The organism is Microbacterium sp. NPDC055665, assembly GCF_053618035.1.
Map to the genome: position 1 here is coordinate 85,832 of NZ_JBSHGY010000008.1, position 17,031 is coordinate 102,862.

18 protein-coding genes are annotated in these 17,031 nt (G+C 69.8%); 11 read left to right on the top strand and 7 right to left on the bottom strand.

From position 1 onward, the window contains the following. Positions 1-10: 10 nt before the first annotated feature. The 5 genes from ACWGO6_RS15780 to ACWGO6_RS15800 are packed head-to-tail and all read left to right on the top strand — an operon-like array spanning position 11 to position 4,214. Positions 11-679 carry a M15 family metallopeptidase gene (locus ACWGO6_RS15780; protein WP_452327214.1) on the top strand — a complete coding sequence of 223 codons (669 nt, stop codon included), beginning with the start codon at positions 11-13 and terminating at the stop codon, positions 677-679. Further along, a complete protein-coding gene (alr, locus tag ACWGO6_RS15785; RefSeq protein ID WP_452327215.1) occupies positions 676-1,800 on the top strand; it encodes an alanine racemase in 1,125 nt (374 codons plus the stop codon). The genes ACWGO6_RS15780 and alr overlap by 4 nt, the downstream gene beginning before the upstream one ends. Continuing rightward, positions 1,797-2,747: a D-alanine--D-alanine ligase family protein gene (locus tag ACWGO6_RS15790; RefSeq protein ID WP_452327216.1), complete on the top strand. Its 951-nt coding sequence runs from the start codon at positions 1,797-1,799 to the stop codon at positions 2,745-2,747. The genes alr and ACWGO6_RS15790 overlap by 4 nt, the downstream gene beginning before the upstream one ends. Next, complete coding sequence (locus tag ACWGO6_RS15795; protein WP_452327217.1) at positions 2,744-3,784, top strand: acyltransferase family protein; 1,041 nt, start codon at positions 2,744-2,746, stop codon at positions 3,782-3,784. Before ACWGO6_RS15790 ends, ACWGO6_RS15795 begins: the two co-directional genes overlap by 4 nt. A 40-nt stretch (positions 3,785-3,824) precedes the next feature. Next, complete coding sequence (locus ACWGO6_RS15800; protein WP_452327218.1) at positions 3,825-4,214, top strand: VOC family protein; 390 nt, start codon at positions 3,825-3,827, stop codon at positions 4,212-4,214. A 108-nt stretch (positions 4,215-4,322) separates the two neighbouring features. On the opposite strand, the gene ACWGO6_RS15805 is transcribed toward ACWGO6_RS15800, so the two are convergent. From ACWGO6_RS15805 to ACWGO6_RS15835, 7 genes are all read right to left on the bottom strand, one after another. Beyond that, positions 4,323-6,872, bottom strand: a complete 2,550-nt coding sequence (locus ACWGO6_RS15805; RefSeq protein WP_452327219.1) for a DEAD/DEAH box helicase — start codon at positions 6,870-6,872, stop codon at positions 4,323-4,325. 215 nt (positions 6,873-7,087) lie between these two features. Next, positions 7,088-7,798 (bottom strand): purine-nucleoside phosphorylase, encoded by a 711-nt coding sequence (gene deoD / locus ACWGO6_RS15810; protein WP_136041408.1) that lies wholly within the window; start codon positions 7,796-7,798, stop codon positions 7,088-7,090. A 28-nt stretch (positions 7,799-7,826) separates the two neighbouring features. Next, the gene (locus tag ACWGO6_RS15815; protein ID WP_136041407.1) at positions 7,827-8,363 is read right to left on the bottom strand and encodes a roadblock/LC7 domain-containing protein; all 537 of its coding nucleotides are present in this window, start codon (positions 8,361-8,363) and stop codon (positions 7,827-7,829) included. After that, the gene (locus tag ACWGO6_RS15820; protein WP_136041406.1) at positions 8,360-9,010 is read right to left on the bottom strand and encodes a hypothetical protein; all 651 of its coding nucleotides are present in this window, start codon (positions 9,008-9,010) and stop codon (positions 8,360-8,362) included. The genes ACWGO6_RS15815 and ACWGO6_RS15820 overlap by 4 nt, the downstream gene beginning before the upstream one ends. Then, positions 9,007-9,378 (bottom strand): roadblock/LC7 domain-containing protein, encoded by a 372-nt coding sequence (locus tag ACWGO6_RS15825; RefSeq protein WP_136041405.1) that lies wholly within the window; start codon positions 9,376-9,378, stop codon positions 9,007-9,009. Before ACWGO6_RS15825 ends, ACWGO6_RS15820 begins: the two co-directional genes overlap by 4 nt. 261 nt (positions 9,379-9,639) lie before the next feature. After that, on the bottom strand, positions 9,640-10,308 hold the full coding sequence (locus ACWGO6_RS15830; protein ID WP_452327220.1) for a DNA alkylation repair protein: 669 nt from the start codon (positions 10,306-10,308) through the stop codon (positions 9,640-9,642). A gap of 23 nt (positions 10,309-10,331) precedes the next feature. Further along, positions 10,332-11,369, bottom strand: a complete 1,038-nt coding sequence (locus ACWGO6_RS15835; RefSeq protein ID WP_136041403.1) for an FUSC family protein — start codon at positions 11,367-11,369, stop codon at positions 10,332-10,334. A gap of 130 nt (positions 11,370-11,499) precedes the next feature. Between ACWGO6_RS15835 and ACWGO6_RS15840 the strand changes: the two genes are divergently transcribed. The 6 genes from ACWGO6_RS15840 (at position 11,500) to ACWGO6_RS15865 (ending at position 16,988) form a co-directional block, all read left to right on the top strand. After that, positions 11,500-11,955 carry an SRPBCC family protein gene (locus tag ACWGO6_RS15840; protein WP_136041402.1) on the top strand — a complete coding sequence of 152 codons (456 nt, stop codon included), beginning with the start codon at positions 11,500-11,502 and terminating at the stop codon, positions 11,953-11,955. A gap of 78 nt (positions 11,956-12,033) precedes the next feature. Continuing rightward, entirely contained in the window at positions 12,034-12,198 is a 165-nt protein-coding gene (locus ACWGO6_RS15845; protein ID WP_168429539.1) for a single stranded DNA-binding domain-containing protein, read from the top strand. Between the two features lie 82 nt (positions 12,199-12,280). Then, entirely contained in the window at positions 12,281-13,342 is a 1,062-nt protein-coding gene (locus ACWGO6_RS15850; RefSeq protein WP_452327221.1) for a DUF998 domain-containing protein, read from the top strand. Between the two features lie 122 nt (positions 13,343-13,464). Continuing rightward, positions 13,465-13,749 carry a hypothetical protein gene (locus tag ACWGO6_RS15855; protein ID WP_136041401.1) on the top strand — a complete coding sequence of 95 codons (285 nt, stop codon included), beginning with the start codon at positions 13,465-13,467 and terminating at the stop codon, positions 13,747-13,749. A 68-nt stretch (positions 13,750-13,817) separates the two neighbouring features. After that, a complete protein-coding gene (locus ACWGO6_RS15860) occupies positions 13,818-16,709 on the top strand; it encodes a helix-turn-helix transcriptional regulator (protein WP_136041400.1) in 2,892 nt (963 codons plus the stop codon). Between the two features lie 75 nt (positions 16,710-16,784). Beyond that, positions 16,785-16,988: a cold-shock protein gene (locus ACWGO6_RS15865; RefSeq protein ID WP_017831237.1), complete on the top strand. Its 204-nt coding sequence runs from the start codon at positions 16,785-16,787 to the stop codon at positions 16,986-16,988. Positions 16,989-17,031: the final 43 nt, after the last annotated feature.

The following is a 17,031-nucleotide window of genomic DNA, read 5'->3' on the forward strand; positions in this document are numbered from 1 at the left end:
CACTGGAGACATGAACACCCGCACCATCCCCCGCTCCCCGAGAGCGCGGCGCCGCCATCGGTTCGTCGTCGTGGCCGTCGCCCTCGCCCTCGCCGTGATCGTCGTGTTCGCGGTGCAGCAGTCGCTGTCCGTCGCGTTCGCCGACGCCGCACGCACCGGTCCGCTGCCGGGCCTCACGCCCGTGCCGAACGGAGGTGTCACCGGCTCGGTCATCGCGCCGAGCGAGGCCGACGGCGTGATCCGCGACGGGGATCAGCCGACCGTGTTCGACGTGGACAGGGTGGCGGTCGGCAACCTCGATCCCGACCTGCTCGCGGCTCTGCAGCGAGCGGCATCCGATGCCGAGGACGACGGCATCACGTTCCGTGTGAACAGCGGATGGCGCACGCCCGCCCTGCAGGAGCGGATGCTGCAGGACGCGATCGTGCAGTACGGCTCGGAGGCCGAGGCCCGGCGCTGGGTAGCCACGCCCGAGACCTCGGAGCACGTGACGGGCGACGCCGTCGACCTGGGCCCGCTGCCCGCGCTCGACTGGCTCGCGCAGCGGGGGTGGCGCTACGGACTCTGCCAGATCTACGCCAACGAGACCTGGCACTACGAGCTGCGTCCGGATGCCGTCGACGAGGGCTGCCCCGAGATGCTCGCCGACCCGACCGCCGACCCGAGGACGAAGCGATGACCACTCTTCTCGCCCCCGAGCGCGTGACGCTCTCGCGCCTGCACGCACCGACCCTGCAGACGATCCCGGATGCCGTCGCCGAGAACCTGCGCCAGGTGCGGACCGCGACGACCGCCCGCATCATGGCCGTGGTCAAGGCCGACGGCTACGGGCACGGCGCCGTCACCGTCGCGCGGGCCGCGGTCGATGCCGGTGCCGAGTGGCTCGGCGTCACGGATGTGGCCGAAGCCGTCGCGCTCCGCGAGGCCGGCCTCACGGTGCCGATCCTCTCCTGGTTGAACCCCTCCGGTGTGGATGCCGCCGCCGCAGCCGCGCACCGCGTGGACATCGCGGTCGGCTCGATCGAAGAGCTGCGTCAGCTGATCGCGGATGCCACGGACCCGGTGCGCGTGCACCTGCAGCTCGACACGGGGATGGCCCGTGGGGGTGCTCCGCTGGAGGAGTGGCCGGAGCTGCTCCGGCTGGCGCGCACCGGTCGGGGGCGGGTGGAAGTCGTCGGAGTGATGGGCCATCTGCCGCGGGCGGACGAGGCCGATCCCGCGGCGAACGCGGCGGCGGTGCGGCGCATGCGGCACGGGAGGGATGCCGTGCTGCGCGCGGGCTTCGGCCCGGTGCTCGTGCATCTCGCGGCGACGTCGGGGGCGCTGACGGATCCGGCGACGCACTTCGATCTGGTGCGGGTCGGCGCGGGTCTCGTGGGGATCGACCCCTCGGAGACGACCGTGCTCGCCGGTGCATCACGGTGGACCGCACCCGTGGTGCACAGCGCCCTCGTGCCGGCGGGAACGGCGGTCGGCTACGGGGGAACGCACACCACCGATCGGGAGACGCACTTGAGCGTGGTCGGGGTCGGGTACGCCGACGGCATTCCGCGCGAGCTCGCCCCGGGCGCCGGGGTGGAGATCGGCGGGGTGCGGCATCCGATCGTGGGGCGAGTCTCGATGGACCAGATCGTCGTGGACACCGGTTCCGCGCTGTTCCCGCGCGGTGCCGTCGCGACCGTGTTCGGGCCGGAGGGCGGGGCGGTGCCGTCGGTGCAGGAGTGGGCGCGGTGGGCGGGCACCATCCCGCACACGATCGTGACGGGCATCGGCGCACGAGTGCAGAGGAGTGTGGCATGACGACGAAGGTGCTGGTCATCGGGGGCGGGCAGAACCCCGAGCACGAGGTCTCCCTGGCATCCGCGGCGGCGGTGGCCGCGGCGCTGCGGATGGGCGATCACGACGTGACGACCGTGACGATCGACCGCGACGGGATCTGGCGCGTCGACGGGCGCCCGAACGGGGGATCGGCGGCCGAGTCGCTCGCGCTCGCGCTGCCGCTGCTCACCCGCACCGACGTGGTCTTCCCCGCGGTGCACGGTGCTCTGGGCGAAGACGGTGCCCTCGCGGCCCTGTGTGCGCTCGCCGGAGTGCGTGTGGTCGGGTCGGGGCTGCGGGCGGGAGCCATCGGCATGGACAAGTGGACGACCAAGCTCGTGGCGGATGCCGTGGGCCTCGGCACCGCCCGCGGCCGACTGGTCGCGGCCGACGACATCGGCGATGTGGAGTTCGAGGGGGAGGTCGTGGTCAAGCCCGTATCGGCGGGGTCGAGTCACGGAGTGGGTCTCGTGACGGAGGAGGGGCAGCTGCTCGCGGCGCTGCGGGAGGCGGCGCGCTTCGATCGCCGCATCCTCGTCGAGGAGGTCGTGCGGGGGCGGGAGATCGACGTGGCGGTGCTGCGCGAGAAGGGCGGCATCCGGTGGGCGGCGCCGCCGCTGGAGATCCACGCGACCGGGCTCTTCGACACGGCCACCAAGTACGACGGCAGTGCGCGATTCACGGTGCCGGCGCAGCTGGAGGCTGCCGAGGCGGGCGCGCTCAAACGGGCCGCGATCGCCGTGTTCGATGCTCTCGGGTGCGACGGCGTCGCGCGCATGGATTTCTTCCTCACCGACCGCGGTCCGGTGCTGAACGAGGTCAACACCATGCCCGGCCTCACCGCCGCCTCGCAGGTGCCGCGCATGTTCGACGCGGCGGGCGTGACGTACGTCGACCTGGTCTCGCGACTCGTGCGCGCGGCCTCGTGACCACGCCTGCGCCACGGGTCGGATGGCCGGATGTCGCGAAGGGCATCTGCATCCTGCTCGTCGTGCTCTGGCACGTGGTCACGAAGGTCGCGGTCGACATCCCCGGCGCGGGTCCGGTGACGGGTGCCTGGGTGATGCTCAACGCCCAGCTGCTGCCGCTGCGCATCCCGCTGTTCTTCCTGGTCTCCGGGATGTTCGCGGCGCGGGCGGTGCTCGACGTGGACGGCGGCTCCTGGCGGCGACGGGCCGGGCGGCTCGCGCTGCTCTACCTGGTGTGGGTTCTCATCCAGACGGTCGTGCTCGCGTTGACGCCGGAGTTCGACACGGCTCGGGCGACCAGCGGGTGGGAGCTGCTCGCGCAGCTCACCATCAGTCCGACGAACCTCTGGTACCTGCTCGCGCTCGCCGTGTACCTCGCGATAGGGCGGGCGGCGCGCGGGCTCCCGACCGCCGTGGTGCTGCCGGTCGCGTTCGTCATCGCGGCGGTCGCCGGTGCAGGCGTGCTCCCCGATCTCGGCAACCTGTGGCAGCTGGTGCAGAACCTGTTCTTCTTCCTCGTCGGGCTGCGGCTGAGGGCCATGGTCGAACGCTTCGCGATGGGGAGCGGGGTCGGGGTGCTGCTCGCGCTCGCCGCCGGGTACGCGGGAGCCCTCGCGGTGGTCTCGGTGCTCGGCATCCGCCTCGTGCCCGGGACGTGGCCGCTGCTCTGCCTGATCGCCGTGGCCTTCGGGGTGTCGCTCAGCGTGCTCCTCGACCGGCACGTCGGGGCCGTCGCGCGACCGCTGCGCTGGATCGGGCGGCGGACCCTGCCGATCTACGTGCTGCACATGATGCCCCTCGCGCTGATCGATGCGGGGCTGCACGCTGCCGGATGGCGGACGACGCCGGTGCTCGAGGCCGTCGTCCCGGTCGTGCTGACCGCGGTGGTGATCGCGATCTGTCTCGGGGTGCATGCGCTGCTCGTGCCCTGCGGCCTCGGAGTGCTGTTCGACCCGCTGCGGGCGACCGACCGGCTCACGGCCCGCATCCGTCGATGACCCCCTCGACAACCGCCGGGCGACGGCGGACCATGGAGTCATGGTGGCCTTCACAGCGGACAACGCATTCAGCGGATTCAGCGTCGACGATATCGACGCGGCGAAAGAGTTCTACGGCACGACCCTCGGCCTCGATGTCGAGGTCAACGCGATGGGGTTCCTCGACCTGCGGCTGCCCAGCGGCGGGTCGATCCTCGTGTACTCGAAGCCGAACCACACGCCGGCGAGCTTCACCATCCTGAACTTCCCGGTGGCGGATGTCGACGCCGCGGTGGACGAGCTCAACGAGCGCGGCGTGCAGACGAAGATCTACAGCGACGACGAGTTCCCCTCCGACTCCCGCGGCATCGTCCGCGGCAACGGACAGGGCCCGGACATCGCGTGGTTCCGTGACCCCGCCGGGAATGTGCTCGCTGTCATGCAGGCGTGATCCGGGGCTGAAGGGCAACACCTCTGGGCGGAGAACCCCGCATCGGGAGGTGATCCTCCCGCGAAACATCCGCCCGTGAGGGAGATGTCCGCCCGACGCGGTGCCGAGCTATAGCCGGTCCACACCCGTCACGATCACCACGGCCTGACCTGCTTCGTCGGAGGCAGCCAGGTCGATCGTCGCGGTGATGCCCCAGTCGTGGTCGCCGGCGGGGTCGTCGAAGATCTGTCGCGCGGTCCAGGCCGTGGCACCCTCGGTGAGGATGAGCAGCTTCGAGCTGCGGGCATCTCCGCCGGTGAGGATCTCGTCGTGGTCGGCGTAGTACCCGTCGAGCGCATCCGACCAGGCGTCGGCGCCGAAACCGGGGTCGAGCTCGGCCAGGGCGTCCACGTCTTCTCGCGCCGCGAGCTGCACCCGGCGGAACAGCTCGTTGCGCACCAGGATGCGGAAGGCGCGGATGTTGCTCGTGAGGCGCTTGGGGGCCGGGGGGACGATCGGCTCGTCAGGCGCGTGCGGATCGAAGCGGCCGTTGTCGACCCCGGCGATCAGCTCTTCCCACTCGTCGAGCAGGCTGGAGTCGACCTGGCGCACCAGCTCGCCGAGCCACTCGATGAGGTCGCGGAGGTCTTCGTCCTTGAACTCCTCCGGGATGGTCTGCGAGGCCGCGCGGTAGGCGTCGGAGAGGTAGCGCAGCACCACGCCTTCGGAGCGCGCGATCTTGTAGTAGGCGACATATTCCCCGAACGACATGGCCCGCTCATACATGTCGCGCACGACCGACTTCGGGTGCAGCTCGAAGTCGCGGATCCACGGCTGCGCGGCGCTGAACGTCTCGAACGCCGCTGTCAGCAGCTCGTCGAGCGGTTTCGGGTACGTGATCTGCTCGAGCAGCTCCATCCGCTCGTCGTACTCGATACCCTCGGATTTCATCGCGGCGACCGCTTCGCCGCGGGCGAGGAACTCCTGCTGGCTGAGCACCGCACGCGGATCATCGAGGGTCGACTCCACGATCGAGATCATGTCGAGGGCGTACGAACCGGTGCCAACCCCCTGGGTCGCTGAGCTGGTCGAAGCGTCGGGGTCGAGCAGCTCGAACGCGGCGAGGGCGAACGGCGACAGCGGCTGGTTGAGCGCGAAGTTCGGCTGCAGGTCGACCGTGAGGCGGATGTCGCCCTCCGGAGTCTTCTCGACGATGCCCGATTCGCGAAGCGTGCGGTAGATGCCGATGGCGCGGAGCGCGAGTTCGCGCTGCCGTTTCCGCCGCTCATGGTTGTCGTATACCAGCGAGCGCATATTCGCGAAGACATCGCCGCCGCGCGCGATCACGTTGAGCATCATGGCGCTCGTGATCTGCATGTGAGAGGTCAGCGTCTCGGGCACCGCGTCGATGAGCTTGCGGAACGACGGCTCGCCCCACGAGACGAAGCCGTCGGGCGCCTTCTTGCGGACGATCTTGCGCTTCTTCTTCGGGTCGTCGCCGGCCTTCTTCACCGCGGCGACGTTCTCGCTCTCGTGCTCCGGAGCCTGGGCGACGACCGTCCCGGCGGTGTCGTACCCCGCCCGCCCGGCGCGACCGGCGATCTGATGGAACTCGCGGGCGTTCAGCTGCCGCATCCGGGTGCCGTCGAACTTCGTCAGCGCGGTGAGCAGCACGGTGCGGATCGGCACGTTGATGCCGACGCCGAGGGTGTCGGTGCCGCAGATGACGCGCAGCAGTCCGCGCTGGGCGAGCTGCTCGACCAGACGACGGTACTTCGGCAGCATGCCGGCGTGGTGCACGCCGATCCCGGCGCGGAGGAAACGCGAGAGCGTCTTGCCGAACGCGGTCGTGAAGCGGAACTCGGCGATCAGTGCCGCGATCGCATCGCGCTGCTCACGGGTGGCGACCTTCGTGCTGGACAGCGCCTGCGCCCGCTCCATGGCCGCAGCCTGCGAGAAGTGCACGACGTAGATCGGCGCCTGCCCGGTGTTCAGCAGGTCGTCGATGGTCTCGTGGATCGGCGTGGTCTCGTAGAAGAAGTGCAGGGGGACGGGGCGCTCGACGCCGGTCACGGTCGCCGTCTCGCGGCCGGTGCGGCGGGTGAGGTCGGCGGCGAGCTCGGTCACGTCGCCGAGGGTCGCCGACATCAGGATGAACTGTGCCTGCGGAAGCTCGAGCAGCGGCACCTGCCAGGCCCACCCGCGGTCGGGGTCGGCGTAGAAGTGGAACTCGTCCATCACGACCTGGCCGACGTCGGCATCCGTGCCCTGGCGCAGCGAGAGGTTCGCGAGGATCTCGGCCGTGCAGCAGATGATCGGGGCATCGGCGTTGACCGAGGAGTCGCCCGTGACCATGCCGACGTTCTCGGCGCCGAAGACATCGACCAGCGCGAAGAACTTCTCGCTCACGAGCGCCTTGATCGGGGCGGTGTAGTAGCTGCGCCGGCCGGCGACGAGGGCGGCGAAGTGCGCGCCGATCGCGACGAGCGACTTCCCGGTCCCGGTGGGAGTGGAGAGGATCAGGTTGTTTCCGGAGACGATCTCGATGACCGCCTCGTCCTGCGCGGGGTAGAGGCTGATGCCGGTCGACTCCGCCCATTCGACGAAGGCGAGGTAGACGGCATCCGGATCCGCGGCGTCCGGAACGAGGGCGGGATCGAGCCGCGGTGGGGAAGTCATGGTCCTTCGATCATCCCCCATGCGCGTGCGCACTGCGTCTCACCCCTCCTGCGCCAGCCGCATCAGGCAATCGTGCGAGATCAGGAGGATATGCCGCTGGATTGCCTGATGCGGCGGTTTCGCCTGATCTCGCTGACCGGCCGAACGGCCAGGCGCGGCGAATCGCGCGGGGGAGGAACGGTGCCGCGCTCGGCGGGGGAGCAACGGATGCCGCGCTACGCGGTCGCGGCGCGCAGGGCGATGCGGATCATGTCGCCGAAGGTCTGCTCGCGCTCCTGCGCTGTGGTCTCCTCGCCCGTGACGATGTGGTCGCTGACCGTGCAGATCGCGAGGGCGCGCCGACCGTAGTACGCTGCGAGCGTGTAGAGCCCGGCCGCTTCCATCTCGACGCCGAGGATGCCGTGCTGCACGAACGGCTCCGTGAGCTCGGGACGGGTGCTGTAGAACTGGTCGCTCGAGAACAGCTGCCCGACATGCACGGTCGACTCGAGGCCTTCCGCCTCGCTCGCCTCCACGGCCGCGCGCAGGAGGCCGAAGTCCGCGACCGGCGCGTAGTCGAGCCCGTGGAAGCGCACGCGGTTGATGCCGGAATCCGTGGACGCGCCGTTGGCGATGATGATGTCGCGCACCTTGACGCGCTCGGTCAGCGCCCCGCACGACCCGACCCGCACGATCGTCTGCACGTCGTAGGAGTCGAACAGCTCGTTCGCGTAGATCGCCATAGACGGCTGGCCCATGCCCGAACCCTGCACCGAGATGCGGTGCCCCTCCCAGGTGCCGGTGAAACCCAGCATGCCCCGGGTCTCGGAGTACAGCTCGGCGTCGTCGAGGAACGTCTCGGCGATCCACTTCGCTCGCAGCGGGTCGCCGGGGAACAGGACGATGGGGGCGATCTGGCCGGGCTCTGCGGCGATGTGCGTGCTCATGGCCCCAGCGTAGCCAGCGACTGCAGGGCTAGCCGGGCACGCCGGCGAGCCCGAGGGCGGTGATGAGCTCGTAGGCCGCCGAGCGTGCCTGCACGATCACGGTGCCGACCTGGACTCCCGCTGCCGATACCGACAGGAGCAGTTGGCCGTAGGGTGCGAGGACGAAGCTGAGCAATGACAGCTGGCTCTGCCCGATCGACACCGAGACGACGGCTGACAGGCTCGGTTCCGTCCCGCCGGAGATGATCTCGGCCTCGGCCCTGGCGACGCCGAACAGCGAACCGTTGATCGCCGCCAGCCGCTCACCCGTCTCCTCTCGCGTGCCGACGGAGGCGATGTGCAGGCCGTCGGCGGTCGAGAGGACGGCCGTCGTCAGCTCGGGGAAGCGCTCCTGCAGATGGCGCAGTCGGGTGAGTGCAGCCTGGCTGACGACGCTCGACCAGAGCTCCCAGTGGGCCGCGATCTCCGGATGCATGAGCACGGGGTCGCCTCCGTGGGTCGCGTCGTCCCGGCGCGCGGCGTCGTTCGGGAGAGGGGGTTCGTCTGTTCGGATGTGTGTGTTCACGACTCTTCTTCCGGAAGGTCAAGGGCCACGCAGGCGACGCGCATCACGCTGTCGCGATCGCGGGCGTCGGCGGCATGAACGCGATTCGCGGGGATCCCGTATCGCGCCAGGACCTCGGTGAGTTCCTGGCGTACTGTGCCCATCGCCTCTTCTGCGCAGTGGCTGACGGCGATGACCATTCGCTGACCGTCGCCGGCGAACCGAGGAATCCACGCGGCGGCGTCGGCGGCGAGGTGCGACCGGTCGGCACGCAGCCAGAGAAGGATGCGCGTGTCTGCGGTCGAGGATCTTCGTCGGGCGGGAGCGAAACGGTCTTGCCCGGGAACCCCGATGAGGGTGACGGAGATCTCGGGCGTGGGTTTCCACGCGCCGTAGTCGAGGCCCACCGTGGTGGTGGTCTTCTCGCCGTCGCCGTACTCCGCCGATCCGGCCGAGATCGGAACGTCGGTGTCGACCGGAGGGACGTCGCTCAGTGCGCGGACGGCCGTCGTCTTCCCCGCGCCGACCGGCCCGGCGAAGATGAGCCGGTAGCGGTTCGGCAGATTCACGTGCCTCCAGCGTGCCCGCCGCATCGGCGTCTCCACCGACGCGGCACGCACCCACGAGATCTCCTCGAGGCCGTCGCTGCGCACGGCCTCGCCGGTCAAGCGTTCAGAGCCGCAAGATGGCGGTTCACTGCGGAGCGGAGAAGTGCGAGGTTCGTCGCCTGGCGATCCGCGGCGAGGTAGATGAACGTCTCATCGGTGATCATCTTGAGCAGGTGGAGCTGCGTGTCGAGGGTGAGCAGCATGTCTTCGAGGGTCGCGTCGAGACCGAGCGCCTCGATCGTACGCATCTTGTTCTTGACGATCTCGCTGTTGTAGGCGCTGGCCACATCGAGGTCGAAGTCCGGTCGGACCGAGCTCGAGGCCAGTGGCATCCCGGATTCGAGATCGACGACGGAGGCGCCGATGAAACCGTTGATGTCGTGTGCGATGTCGGTGATGAGCGCGTTCAGTTCGTCTTGCGTAGCCATGATGCTCCCCAGGTCGTGTCGCACGCGCAGAGACCACCCTGTGCAGTCCCCCCAGTGCCCGCGCAACTCATAAAGTGTATAACGTTACTGGCTCATATGCGGAATCGCGTCGAGACACGCCTGTTGATCTCCCAGGCGGATGCCGCGCCCACCCGTTCCGAAGGAGATCTCACGAAATGAAGGAGCGGATCCCGGATGCTCTCCTTCAGAGCGTGAGATCTCCTTCGCGTCGTGTGCGCAGACGGCAGACCGGACGAGCGCTCAGCCCTCGCGGCGTCGCACGATCTCGCCGATCCACAGCGGTGCGAAGGGGGAGGTGCAGCCCGGTGCGGTCGGGTAGTCGGCGAGGACCTGGAGTCGCTCGCCGATCTCCAGCGCTCGCGCGCGGTACTCCGGGTGGTAGATGCCGATGTTCGCGAGGGTCTCGTTCATCGCCCACTGCAGACGCGATGGAGCATCCTTCAGATCGCGCTCGATCAGGTCGAGCAGGTGCGAGAGGTCGAGGCCATCCGGGTCCTTCATCACCCGAACCGTCGTGAGCGACCAGGCGGCTGCGGCCACCGTGGGATCCGGGTCGTCGAACCAGCGCAGCCGCAGCTCTTCGGCGAGCGGCGACTTCTTGGCGACGTAGTTCACGAACCAGTCGTTGACCTTCGGCGGGCGGGTCTCGCGCAGCATGGCGTCGAGCTCGTCGGCGCGGAACTCGCGCGGGCGGCAGATCAGCAGGGCGAGGAGCCGCGCCGGGGTCTCACCGGTCGCCCAGAGCTCCTGCGCGAGCGGCTGGTCGGTCTTGATCCGCTTCGCGAGCGCGCGCATCCGGCTGAGGTTGATGCCGTGGTCGTCGCCGCGTTTCTCGTTGGCGGCGCGCATCTTCGGATCCTCCAGCGCGGCGAGCTCGCCCAGCGCCTCCGCGACGGTCATGTCGGACATGCCACCAGCGTAGGCGGAGTCGGTCAGTCTTCGTCGAGCAGCTCGCCCCGGATGCGGCGCAGATCCTCCATGAGCGAGCCGATCAGGATCCAGTGCTGCGACGCCGGCGGGCGGATCACGAGCGGTGCGGTGAGCGCGGGGATCGCGCTCGTCTCCGTGTCGGGCTCGGGCGACGCCTCGGCGACCTGTACGGCGAGGCGCACGTCGTGTCCGGCGCGACGCAGCTGCTCGGCGATCGCGGCCACTGCGGGCTCTTCGCCGATCGTGTCGTCGTAGTGGTCGAAGTACGCGCGGGTCATGCCGATCGTCTGGGTCACGATCGGTGACAGTCGCTCCAGCAGCTCCCGCAGCTCCTGCAGTTCGCTGCGATGATTCGAGCGCCGCGGGTTCAGGGTGAGCGACTCCTCACCGGCGGCGATGGATGCGTCGGCGGCATCCTTCATCGGACGCAGCAGCCGCACCTCCAGCATCAGCTCCTGCAGCTGGGCGGCCGTCTGCGGCTCCGGCAGCGCGACGGCCAGGCGGTCGAGGCTGGCGGCGAGCTCTCGCCCGAGCAGCCCGACGTCGCGCCGAGCGGGGGCGACCAGCACCGGCGGCACGATGAGCGCGTTCACGACGATGCCGATCACCACGCCGATCAGGGTCTCCACGATGCGCGCGAACGCGTATTCCGGGCTGGAGGATCCCAGTGCCAGCACGAGCATCGCCGAGATCGCGACCTGATTGCCGGTGCCGGGCGAGGCGCGGAAGATCCACGCCACGAGCATCGCGACGACGATCGCGAGCAGCACGATCCAGCTCGGCGAGCCCAGGAGCAGCCCGAGCGCGACGGCGATCACCACGCCGGCGATCACCCCGATGCTGCGCTCGAGCGCCTTCGACAGCGACTGGTTCACACTCGGCTGCACGACCAGGAGCGCGGCGATCGCGGCGAACACCGGCAGCTGCGCGGGGAACACCCATCCCGCGATGAGCCACGCCGCGATCGTCGCCGCGGCCGACTTCACGACCTGCAGCAGCGGAGAGCGCTGGGAGGCGCGGATCGCGGCGGGGATGCGCATGACCTCAACGGTAGCGCCGCGACGCCGCGGATGATCGACGTGCGATGACGCGGCTGTCAACCCCGTGGCCGATCCTCGCTGCTCCGGGCTGAATGGGATGACACGAACGACGAGAAGTGAGGAGCATCACATGGTGCAGATCATCGAGACCATCGACGTCGACGTCCCCGTCCGCACGGCGTACAACCAGTGGACGCAGTTCGAGAGCTTCCCGAAGTTCCTCGACGAAGTCGAGTCGATCACTCAGATCGACGACACCCACACGCACTGGAAGGTGAAGGTCGGCGGCGCGACCCGCGAGTTCGACGCCGAGATCACCGAGCAGCACCCGGATGAGCGCGTCGCGTGGAACAGCACCGGCGGCGAGACCGAGCACGCGGGTGTCGTGACGTTCCACAAGCTCGACGACACGTCCACGCGCGTGACCGTGCAGCTGGACTGGGCGCCCGAGGGGCTGCTCGAGAAGATCGGCTCCCTCGTGGGCGCCGGCGGGCACGCGGTGAAGAAGGACCTCCAGAACTTCAAGGAGTTCATCGAGGGCCGCGGCGTCGAGACCGGAGCCTGGCGCGGCGACGTCGACGCCTGACCTCGAGCCCCAGGTGGCGAGGCCCGGATGCCGTTCAGGCGCCGGGCCTCGCCGCGTCGAGCGCTGTACGATCGCGCCATGACGAAGACCACATTCAAGCCGGGCGACGAAGTCATCACCCCGCGTTCACGCGGAAAGGTCATCGACATCTGCGCGACGCCCTCGGGGCAGTTCATCTTCGGCATCGAGGATGAGACCGGAGAGGTCACCTACTTCACCCCCAAGGCTCTGCAGCACGCCTGACCGGCCTTCCCGGACGACTCGAAGCGCGAGCGGAGCGGAGCGGGATCTTCCGCGCGTCCGAGGCGCGTGCTTGCATGGGCGCATGGAGCGGGACGAGAAGCTGCGCGGCGAGACGAGGGCCGTCTGGGCGACCGTGGTCTGCTTCGTCGTCGGTGCCGTCGCGGGCATCCTGCTCCTTCGTGGTGACCCACGCCCGCTCACCGGTCCAGGATCGCTCGCGGTGCCGGTCGCGGCGGTCGCCGGCATCGTCGCCGCCGCCGCGTTCCTGACGAGCACGCTGATGCACCGTCGCGCGGAGACCGGGCCGATGCCGCGCTGGCAGGCCGTGGCCTCCGACCTCTCGACCGTCGCGCTCACCGTCGCTTTCGGAGCGGTCACCGTGATGGGTGTCCTGCTCACGGCCGAGATCCTCGCCGTCGGCCTCCAGGGTCTGCAGCTCGCGGCGGTCGGCGGGGGTCTGCTCGCGGGTGTCGCCTCGGCCGTCGGCGGCCGCTTCGCCTTCGGGGCCGGCATCGGACTGCGCACGGCCGACCTATCTGCCCTCCTGTTCGGATTCCTCGTGATCGGCACGCTCTTCGCCATGGTCACGTCCGCCGACCCGCGCTGGTGGGAGGAGAACTTCTCGCAGCTCGGGTCCGGGTGGGCCTTCAACGGCACCCTCGTCGTCGCGGGGCTCCTGATCGCGACCGTCGGCTCGTACATCGGCCGTGACCTGCACCGGATGCTCGGCGACTCCGCTCTGCGGCGCATCGCCGTGGTGGTCGCGCTGTGGGCGGCGGCCGGTGTCGCGCTCGCCGCCGTGGGCATGCTGCCGCTGCACCGGCTGCCTCTCCCGCACGACATCGCCGCCTTCGCGACACTCGTCCTGTTCCTCGGTGCCGCGGCCGCCACCGTGGCCGCCATCCCCGGTCCTCCCCGCGCGTTGCTGATCACGTCGGTCGGCGTCGGACTGCTCATCGTGGTGTCCGTCGTGCTGTGGGTGCCGTTCGGTCTGTACTCGGCCACGGCGGTCGAAGCCGTCGTCGTCGGGCTCGGACTGCTGTGGATGGCCACGCTCGTGCGGGTGATGGCGATCCTCGTGCCGGCGCGGTCGCGCCCCTCGGCCCGGCGGTCGCCGCTGCGCGCGGAGACGCCGCCCGCCTAGTCGTGGCCATCACCAGGCGGCACCCCTAGGCATCGGCACCGGAAAGATAGGGAATCCGTCCGATGTCGGCGAGGTACCTCAGAGCGGAGTGTAGGGATACACCACACCGACGAGGAGATCCCATGTTCGAGCACACGTTTTTCACCGAGCAGTACACCGGTTACCAGCACGAGGAGCTGGAGCGCGCAGCCGCGCGTCGGCGCATGCTCATCGAGCGCGCCGACCAGATCGTTCCTCGTTCCCCGGGGGCGGCGCGTCGGATGCTGCGCCGCATCTTCCGCCTGGACGCGGGGCGATCCGTCAGCAGCCAGACCGCGAAGACCCGACCCGTGACGTCCCGCGCCGCGACCGTGTCGACCTCGCATCCGGCCTCCGCCTGCGACCGGACGGCCTCCGTCGCACGGTGAGCGACGCGGCCGTTCGGACCGGATCGCGGTCCGCCCCGAATGTCGGCGGAGGGTGGGATCATGAACCCATGCCTTCCTCCGCACCGAGCACCGTGATGGTCGGTCGTGCGGCCGAGCTCGCCGAAGTGCGCCGGCTGTTCGACGACGTGCGTGAGGGGGTGCCGGCGGCGCTGCTCGTCGAGGGCGATGCGGGGATGGGCAAATCCCGGCTGCTGCGCGAGTTCACCGCCGAGATCGAGCACACCGCCGACGTCCATGTGGGGTGGTGCCTCGACCTCGGCGGTTCCCGCACGCCATACGGCCCGCTCACCGGCATCCTCCGCTCCATCGTCACGTGCATGGGCGTCGAGCGGGTGCGCGAGTCGGTCGGGGTGGGCGTCGAGGCCCTGGCCATGCTGCTGCCGGAGCTCGTGGATGCGCCGACCGACCGCGAGCGCACCAGCCCCGAGCGACTCCGCGACGCCATCGCCTCCCTGATCGAGGCAGCCGCCGAGCGGGCACCCCAGGTGCTCGTGGTCGAAGATCTGCACTGGGCCGATGATTCGACGCTCGCCATCCTGTCCTTCCTCCTGCGCGCGCTCGACCGTGGGCGCATCCTGCTGCTCCTCACCTGCCGGAGCGACGACGTGCGACGCGGAGACGCGGTGAGCCGTTTCATCGGCGAGGCCACGCGTGCGCGCCTGCTCGAGCGCCTCACGCTCGCCCGGCTCGACACAGCCGCGGTGCGGGAACTGGCCGAGCGGATCAGCGGCCGTCCACTCTCCGAGGCCGCCTTCGATCGCATGCAGGAGCGGGCCGAGGGCGTGCCGTTCTTCGTCGAAGAGATCGCGGGATGCGCGAACGGTCCCCTCCCCGACGGACTCCGCGACCTGCTGCTGGCCCGGTTCGACCGTCTCGGCGACGATGCGCAGCACGTCGTCAAAGTCGCCTCCGGTGCCGAGCGTCCGCTGTCGCATCCGCTGATCACCCGCCTCGCCGACCTTCCGGAGCAGCGGCTCGACGAGGCGATCCGCGAGGCGACGCGCAGCGGCATCCTGGTCGTGGCCGACGACGACTATCGGTTCCGGCATGCCCTCCTGCGCGAGGCCGTGCACGACGACCTGCTTCCCGGTGAACGTGCCCGCCTGCATCGCGCCTACGCCGAGGCCCTCGAGGCTGCGGCTTCGGGCAGCGACGGGGGCGACGACGCTGCCGCGCTCGCGTACCACTGGCAGCTCGCGCAAGACGATCGGAAGGCTCTCGTCGCCGCGGCCGATGCCATGCGCCACGCGAAGGCGCAGTATGCGTTCGCGACCGCCGCCCGCTTCGGCGAACTCGCGCTGGAGCTGTGGCCTCTCGTCCCCGATGCCGCCGATGCCGCGCGCCTCGATCGCCTCGATCTGCTTCTGGTGCTGGGGTCGATCCTGCGCAACGCCGGCGACGGCGAACGGGCGCTCGCTGTGGCGAACCTCGCGCTCGCCGAGGTCGACCCCGAGACCGTCGAGCCGCGTCTGCATGCGCGACTTCTGCGCAACAAGGCGCTGTACCTGGTCAACCTCGGCCGCCTCGGGGCGATCCCGCTGCTGCAACAGGCCCTGGCCATCGCCGAGGCGCATGTCGACGACGAGGTCTTCCGGGCCGAGCTGCTCAACCAGCTCGCGAGCCGGCGCATGATCGCGGGCGACCGTGAAGAGGCGATCCGGCTCGCGGATGAGGCCGAGCGTGGGGCCGCAGGGGCGCCGTCCACGGATCAGCTGTCGATCGCGGCGAATGTCCGCGGCGGCTCCCTCGCGCACCTGGGCGAGGTCGAGGCGGGCGTGCGCCAGTATGAACGCGCGCGCGACCTCGCGACGGGCTCGAATGCCGAGATGCGGTACCGCGTCAACTACTCCGACCTGCTGACCCTGCTCGGCCGCTACCGCGAGGCGGTCGAAGTCGCCGAAGAGGGCCTGCGCCGCGCGCGGGAGCTGCGCGTCGAGCGCACCTCGGGGTCGATCATGGCGCAGAACATGGTCGTCCCCCTGCTCGAGCTCGGTGAGATCGACCGGGTGGAGGAGATGCTGTCGCGCGACATGATGCAGGGAACCCTGCGCGTGTTCCGCATGTACATGAGCATGACCCGGGTGCGGGTTCTCGCCTGGCGGGGCAGGACGGACGAGGCCGACGAGCTGCTGCAGGAATGGCTTCCGGCTTTCCACGAGACCGGCATCTCCGAGCGGCAGATCTGGTACGACCGGGTGATGATGACGGTCGCGGTGGCCGAGAGCGCGGGCGACCTCCGCGGAGCGCTCGACACCATCCTCGAGATGCTTCGGGACGAACGGCCGGCCCTGCTGCACCAACGGCGGCTCCTGCTGCAGGGCGGGGCGCTCATCGCCGAGCTGCGGGCAGAGGGCGCCGATGTTGCGGCCGCCGTCGACGCGATCCGCACCGCCTGGCTCGCGCAGCCCGCACAGCTGCAAGACGATGCCTGGTCGACCATCCTCGACGCCCTGCTCGAACCGCACCCCGACTCGCTCGACGCGGCACTGCTGTGCGCCGACGGGGAAGACGTGCCCGTCACCTTCCGCGTCGTGCTCCGGCTCGAGCAGGCGCGCATGCGGGTGCATGAGGGTGACCGACCGGCGGCGTCGGTCGTGCTCGCCGAGGCGGCGGAGATCGCGGAAGCTCTGGGGCATGCGCACCTGCAGGCCGCCGTCGCGCGGTTCGCCACCGACGCGGGGTTCGGGGTGCGCCTCGCGTCGGAGGCGTCCGCCGGCGCCGACCCGCTGACCGCGCGCGAGAAGCAGGTGCTCGAACTCATCGCCGAGGGCTTGAGCAACCGCCAGATCGGCGAGCGGCTCTTCATCAGCGTCAAGACCGTGAGCGTCCATGTATCGGCGGTGTTGCGCAAGCTCGGTGTGAGCACGCGCACCGAGGCGGCTCTTCTGCAACAGAATCCGACGTTCTCTGCTGCACGTCAGCCAGCCGTGGTACCTTGAGCAAGCGCGCGTGTCGGATGTTCCGATTCCGCGTAGGCCGTGCAAACGGCTAAGTCAAATAGAAAGTAGAAACACATGGCCACTGGCACTGTGAAATGGTTCAACGCGGAAAAGGGCTTCGGCTTCATCGCTCCCGATGACGGCTCGGACGACCTCTTCGCCCACTACTCGGCTATCGCCGGCTCCGGTTTCAAGGAGCTCCGCGAGAACCAGAAGGTCGAATTCGACGCTGAGCGTGGCCCCAAGGGCATGCAGGCGGCGAACATCCGCGCTCTCTGAGCGCGCGCTGACTTCCTGAAGCCGGCCGGATCCTCACGGATCC

Coding starts and splice junctions, on each gene's coding strand:
- ACWGO6_RS15865 (WP_017831237.1), top strand. CDS start 16,785: ATGGCCACTGGCACTGTGAAATGGTTCAACGCGGAAAAGGGCTTCGGC.
- ACWGO6_RS15830 (WP_452327220.1), bottom strand. CDS start 10,308: ATGTCCGACATGACCGTCGCGGAGGCGCTGGGCGAGCTCGCCGCGCTG.
- ACWGO6_RS15855 (WP_136041401.1), top strand. CDS start 13,465: ATGTTCGAGCACACGTTTTTCACCGAGCAGTACACCGGTTACCAGCAC.
- alr (WP_452327215.1), top strand. CDS start 676: ATGACCACTCTTCTCGCCCCCGAGCGCGTGACGCTCTCGCGCCTGCAC.
- ACWGO6_RS15845 (WP_168429539.1), top strand. CDS start 12,034: ATGACGAAGACCACATTCAAGCCGGGCGACGAAGTCATCACCCCGCGT.
- ACWGO6_RS15805 (WP_452327219.1), bottom strand. CDS start 6,872: ATGACTTCCCCACCGCGGCTCGATCCCGCCCTCGTTCCGGACGCCGCG.
- ACWGO6_RS15835 (WP_136041403.1), bottom strand. CDS start 11,369: ATGCGCATCCCCGCCGCGATCCGCGCCTCCCAGCGCTCTCCGCTGCTG.
- ACWGO6_RS15780 (WP_452327214.1), top strand. CDS start 11: ATGAACACCCGCACCATCCCCCGCTCCCCGAGAGCGCGGCGCCGCCAT.
- ACWGO6_RS15800 (WP_452327218.1), top strand. CDS start 3,825: ATGGTGGCCTTCACAGCGGACAACGCATTCAGCGGATTCAGCGTCGAC.
- ACWGO6_RS15825 (WP_136041405.1), bottom strand. CDS start 9,378: ATGGCTACGCAAGACGAACTGAACGCGCTCATCACCGACATCGCACAC.
- ACWGO6_RS15850 (WP_452327221.1), top strand. CDS start 12,281: ATGGAGCGGGACGAGAAGCTGCGCGGCGAGACGAGGGCCGTCTGGGCG.
- ACWGO6_RS15790 (WP_452327216.1), top strand. CDS start 1,797: ATGACGACGAAGGTGCTGGTCATCGGGGGCGGGCAGAACCCCGAGCAC.
- ACWGO6_RS15860 (WP_136041400.1), top strand. CDS start 13,818: ATGCCTTCCTCCGCACCGAGCACCGTGATGGTCGGTCGTGCGGCCGAG.
- ACWGO6_RS15840 (WP_136041402.1), top strand. CDS start 11,500: ATGGTGCAGATCATCGAGACCATCGACGTCGACGTCCCCGTCCGCACG.
- deoD (WP_136041408.1), bottom strand. CDS start 7,798: ATGAGCACGCACATCGCCGCAGAGCCCGGCCAGATCGCCCCCATCGTC.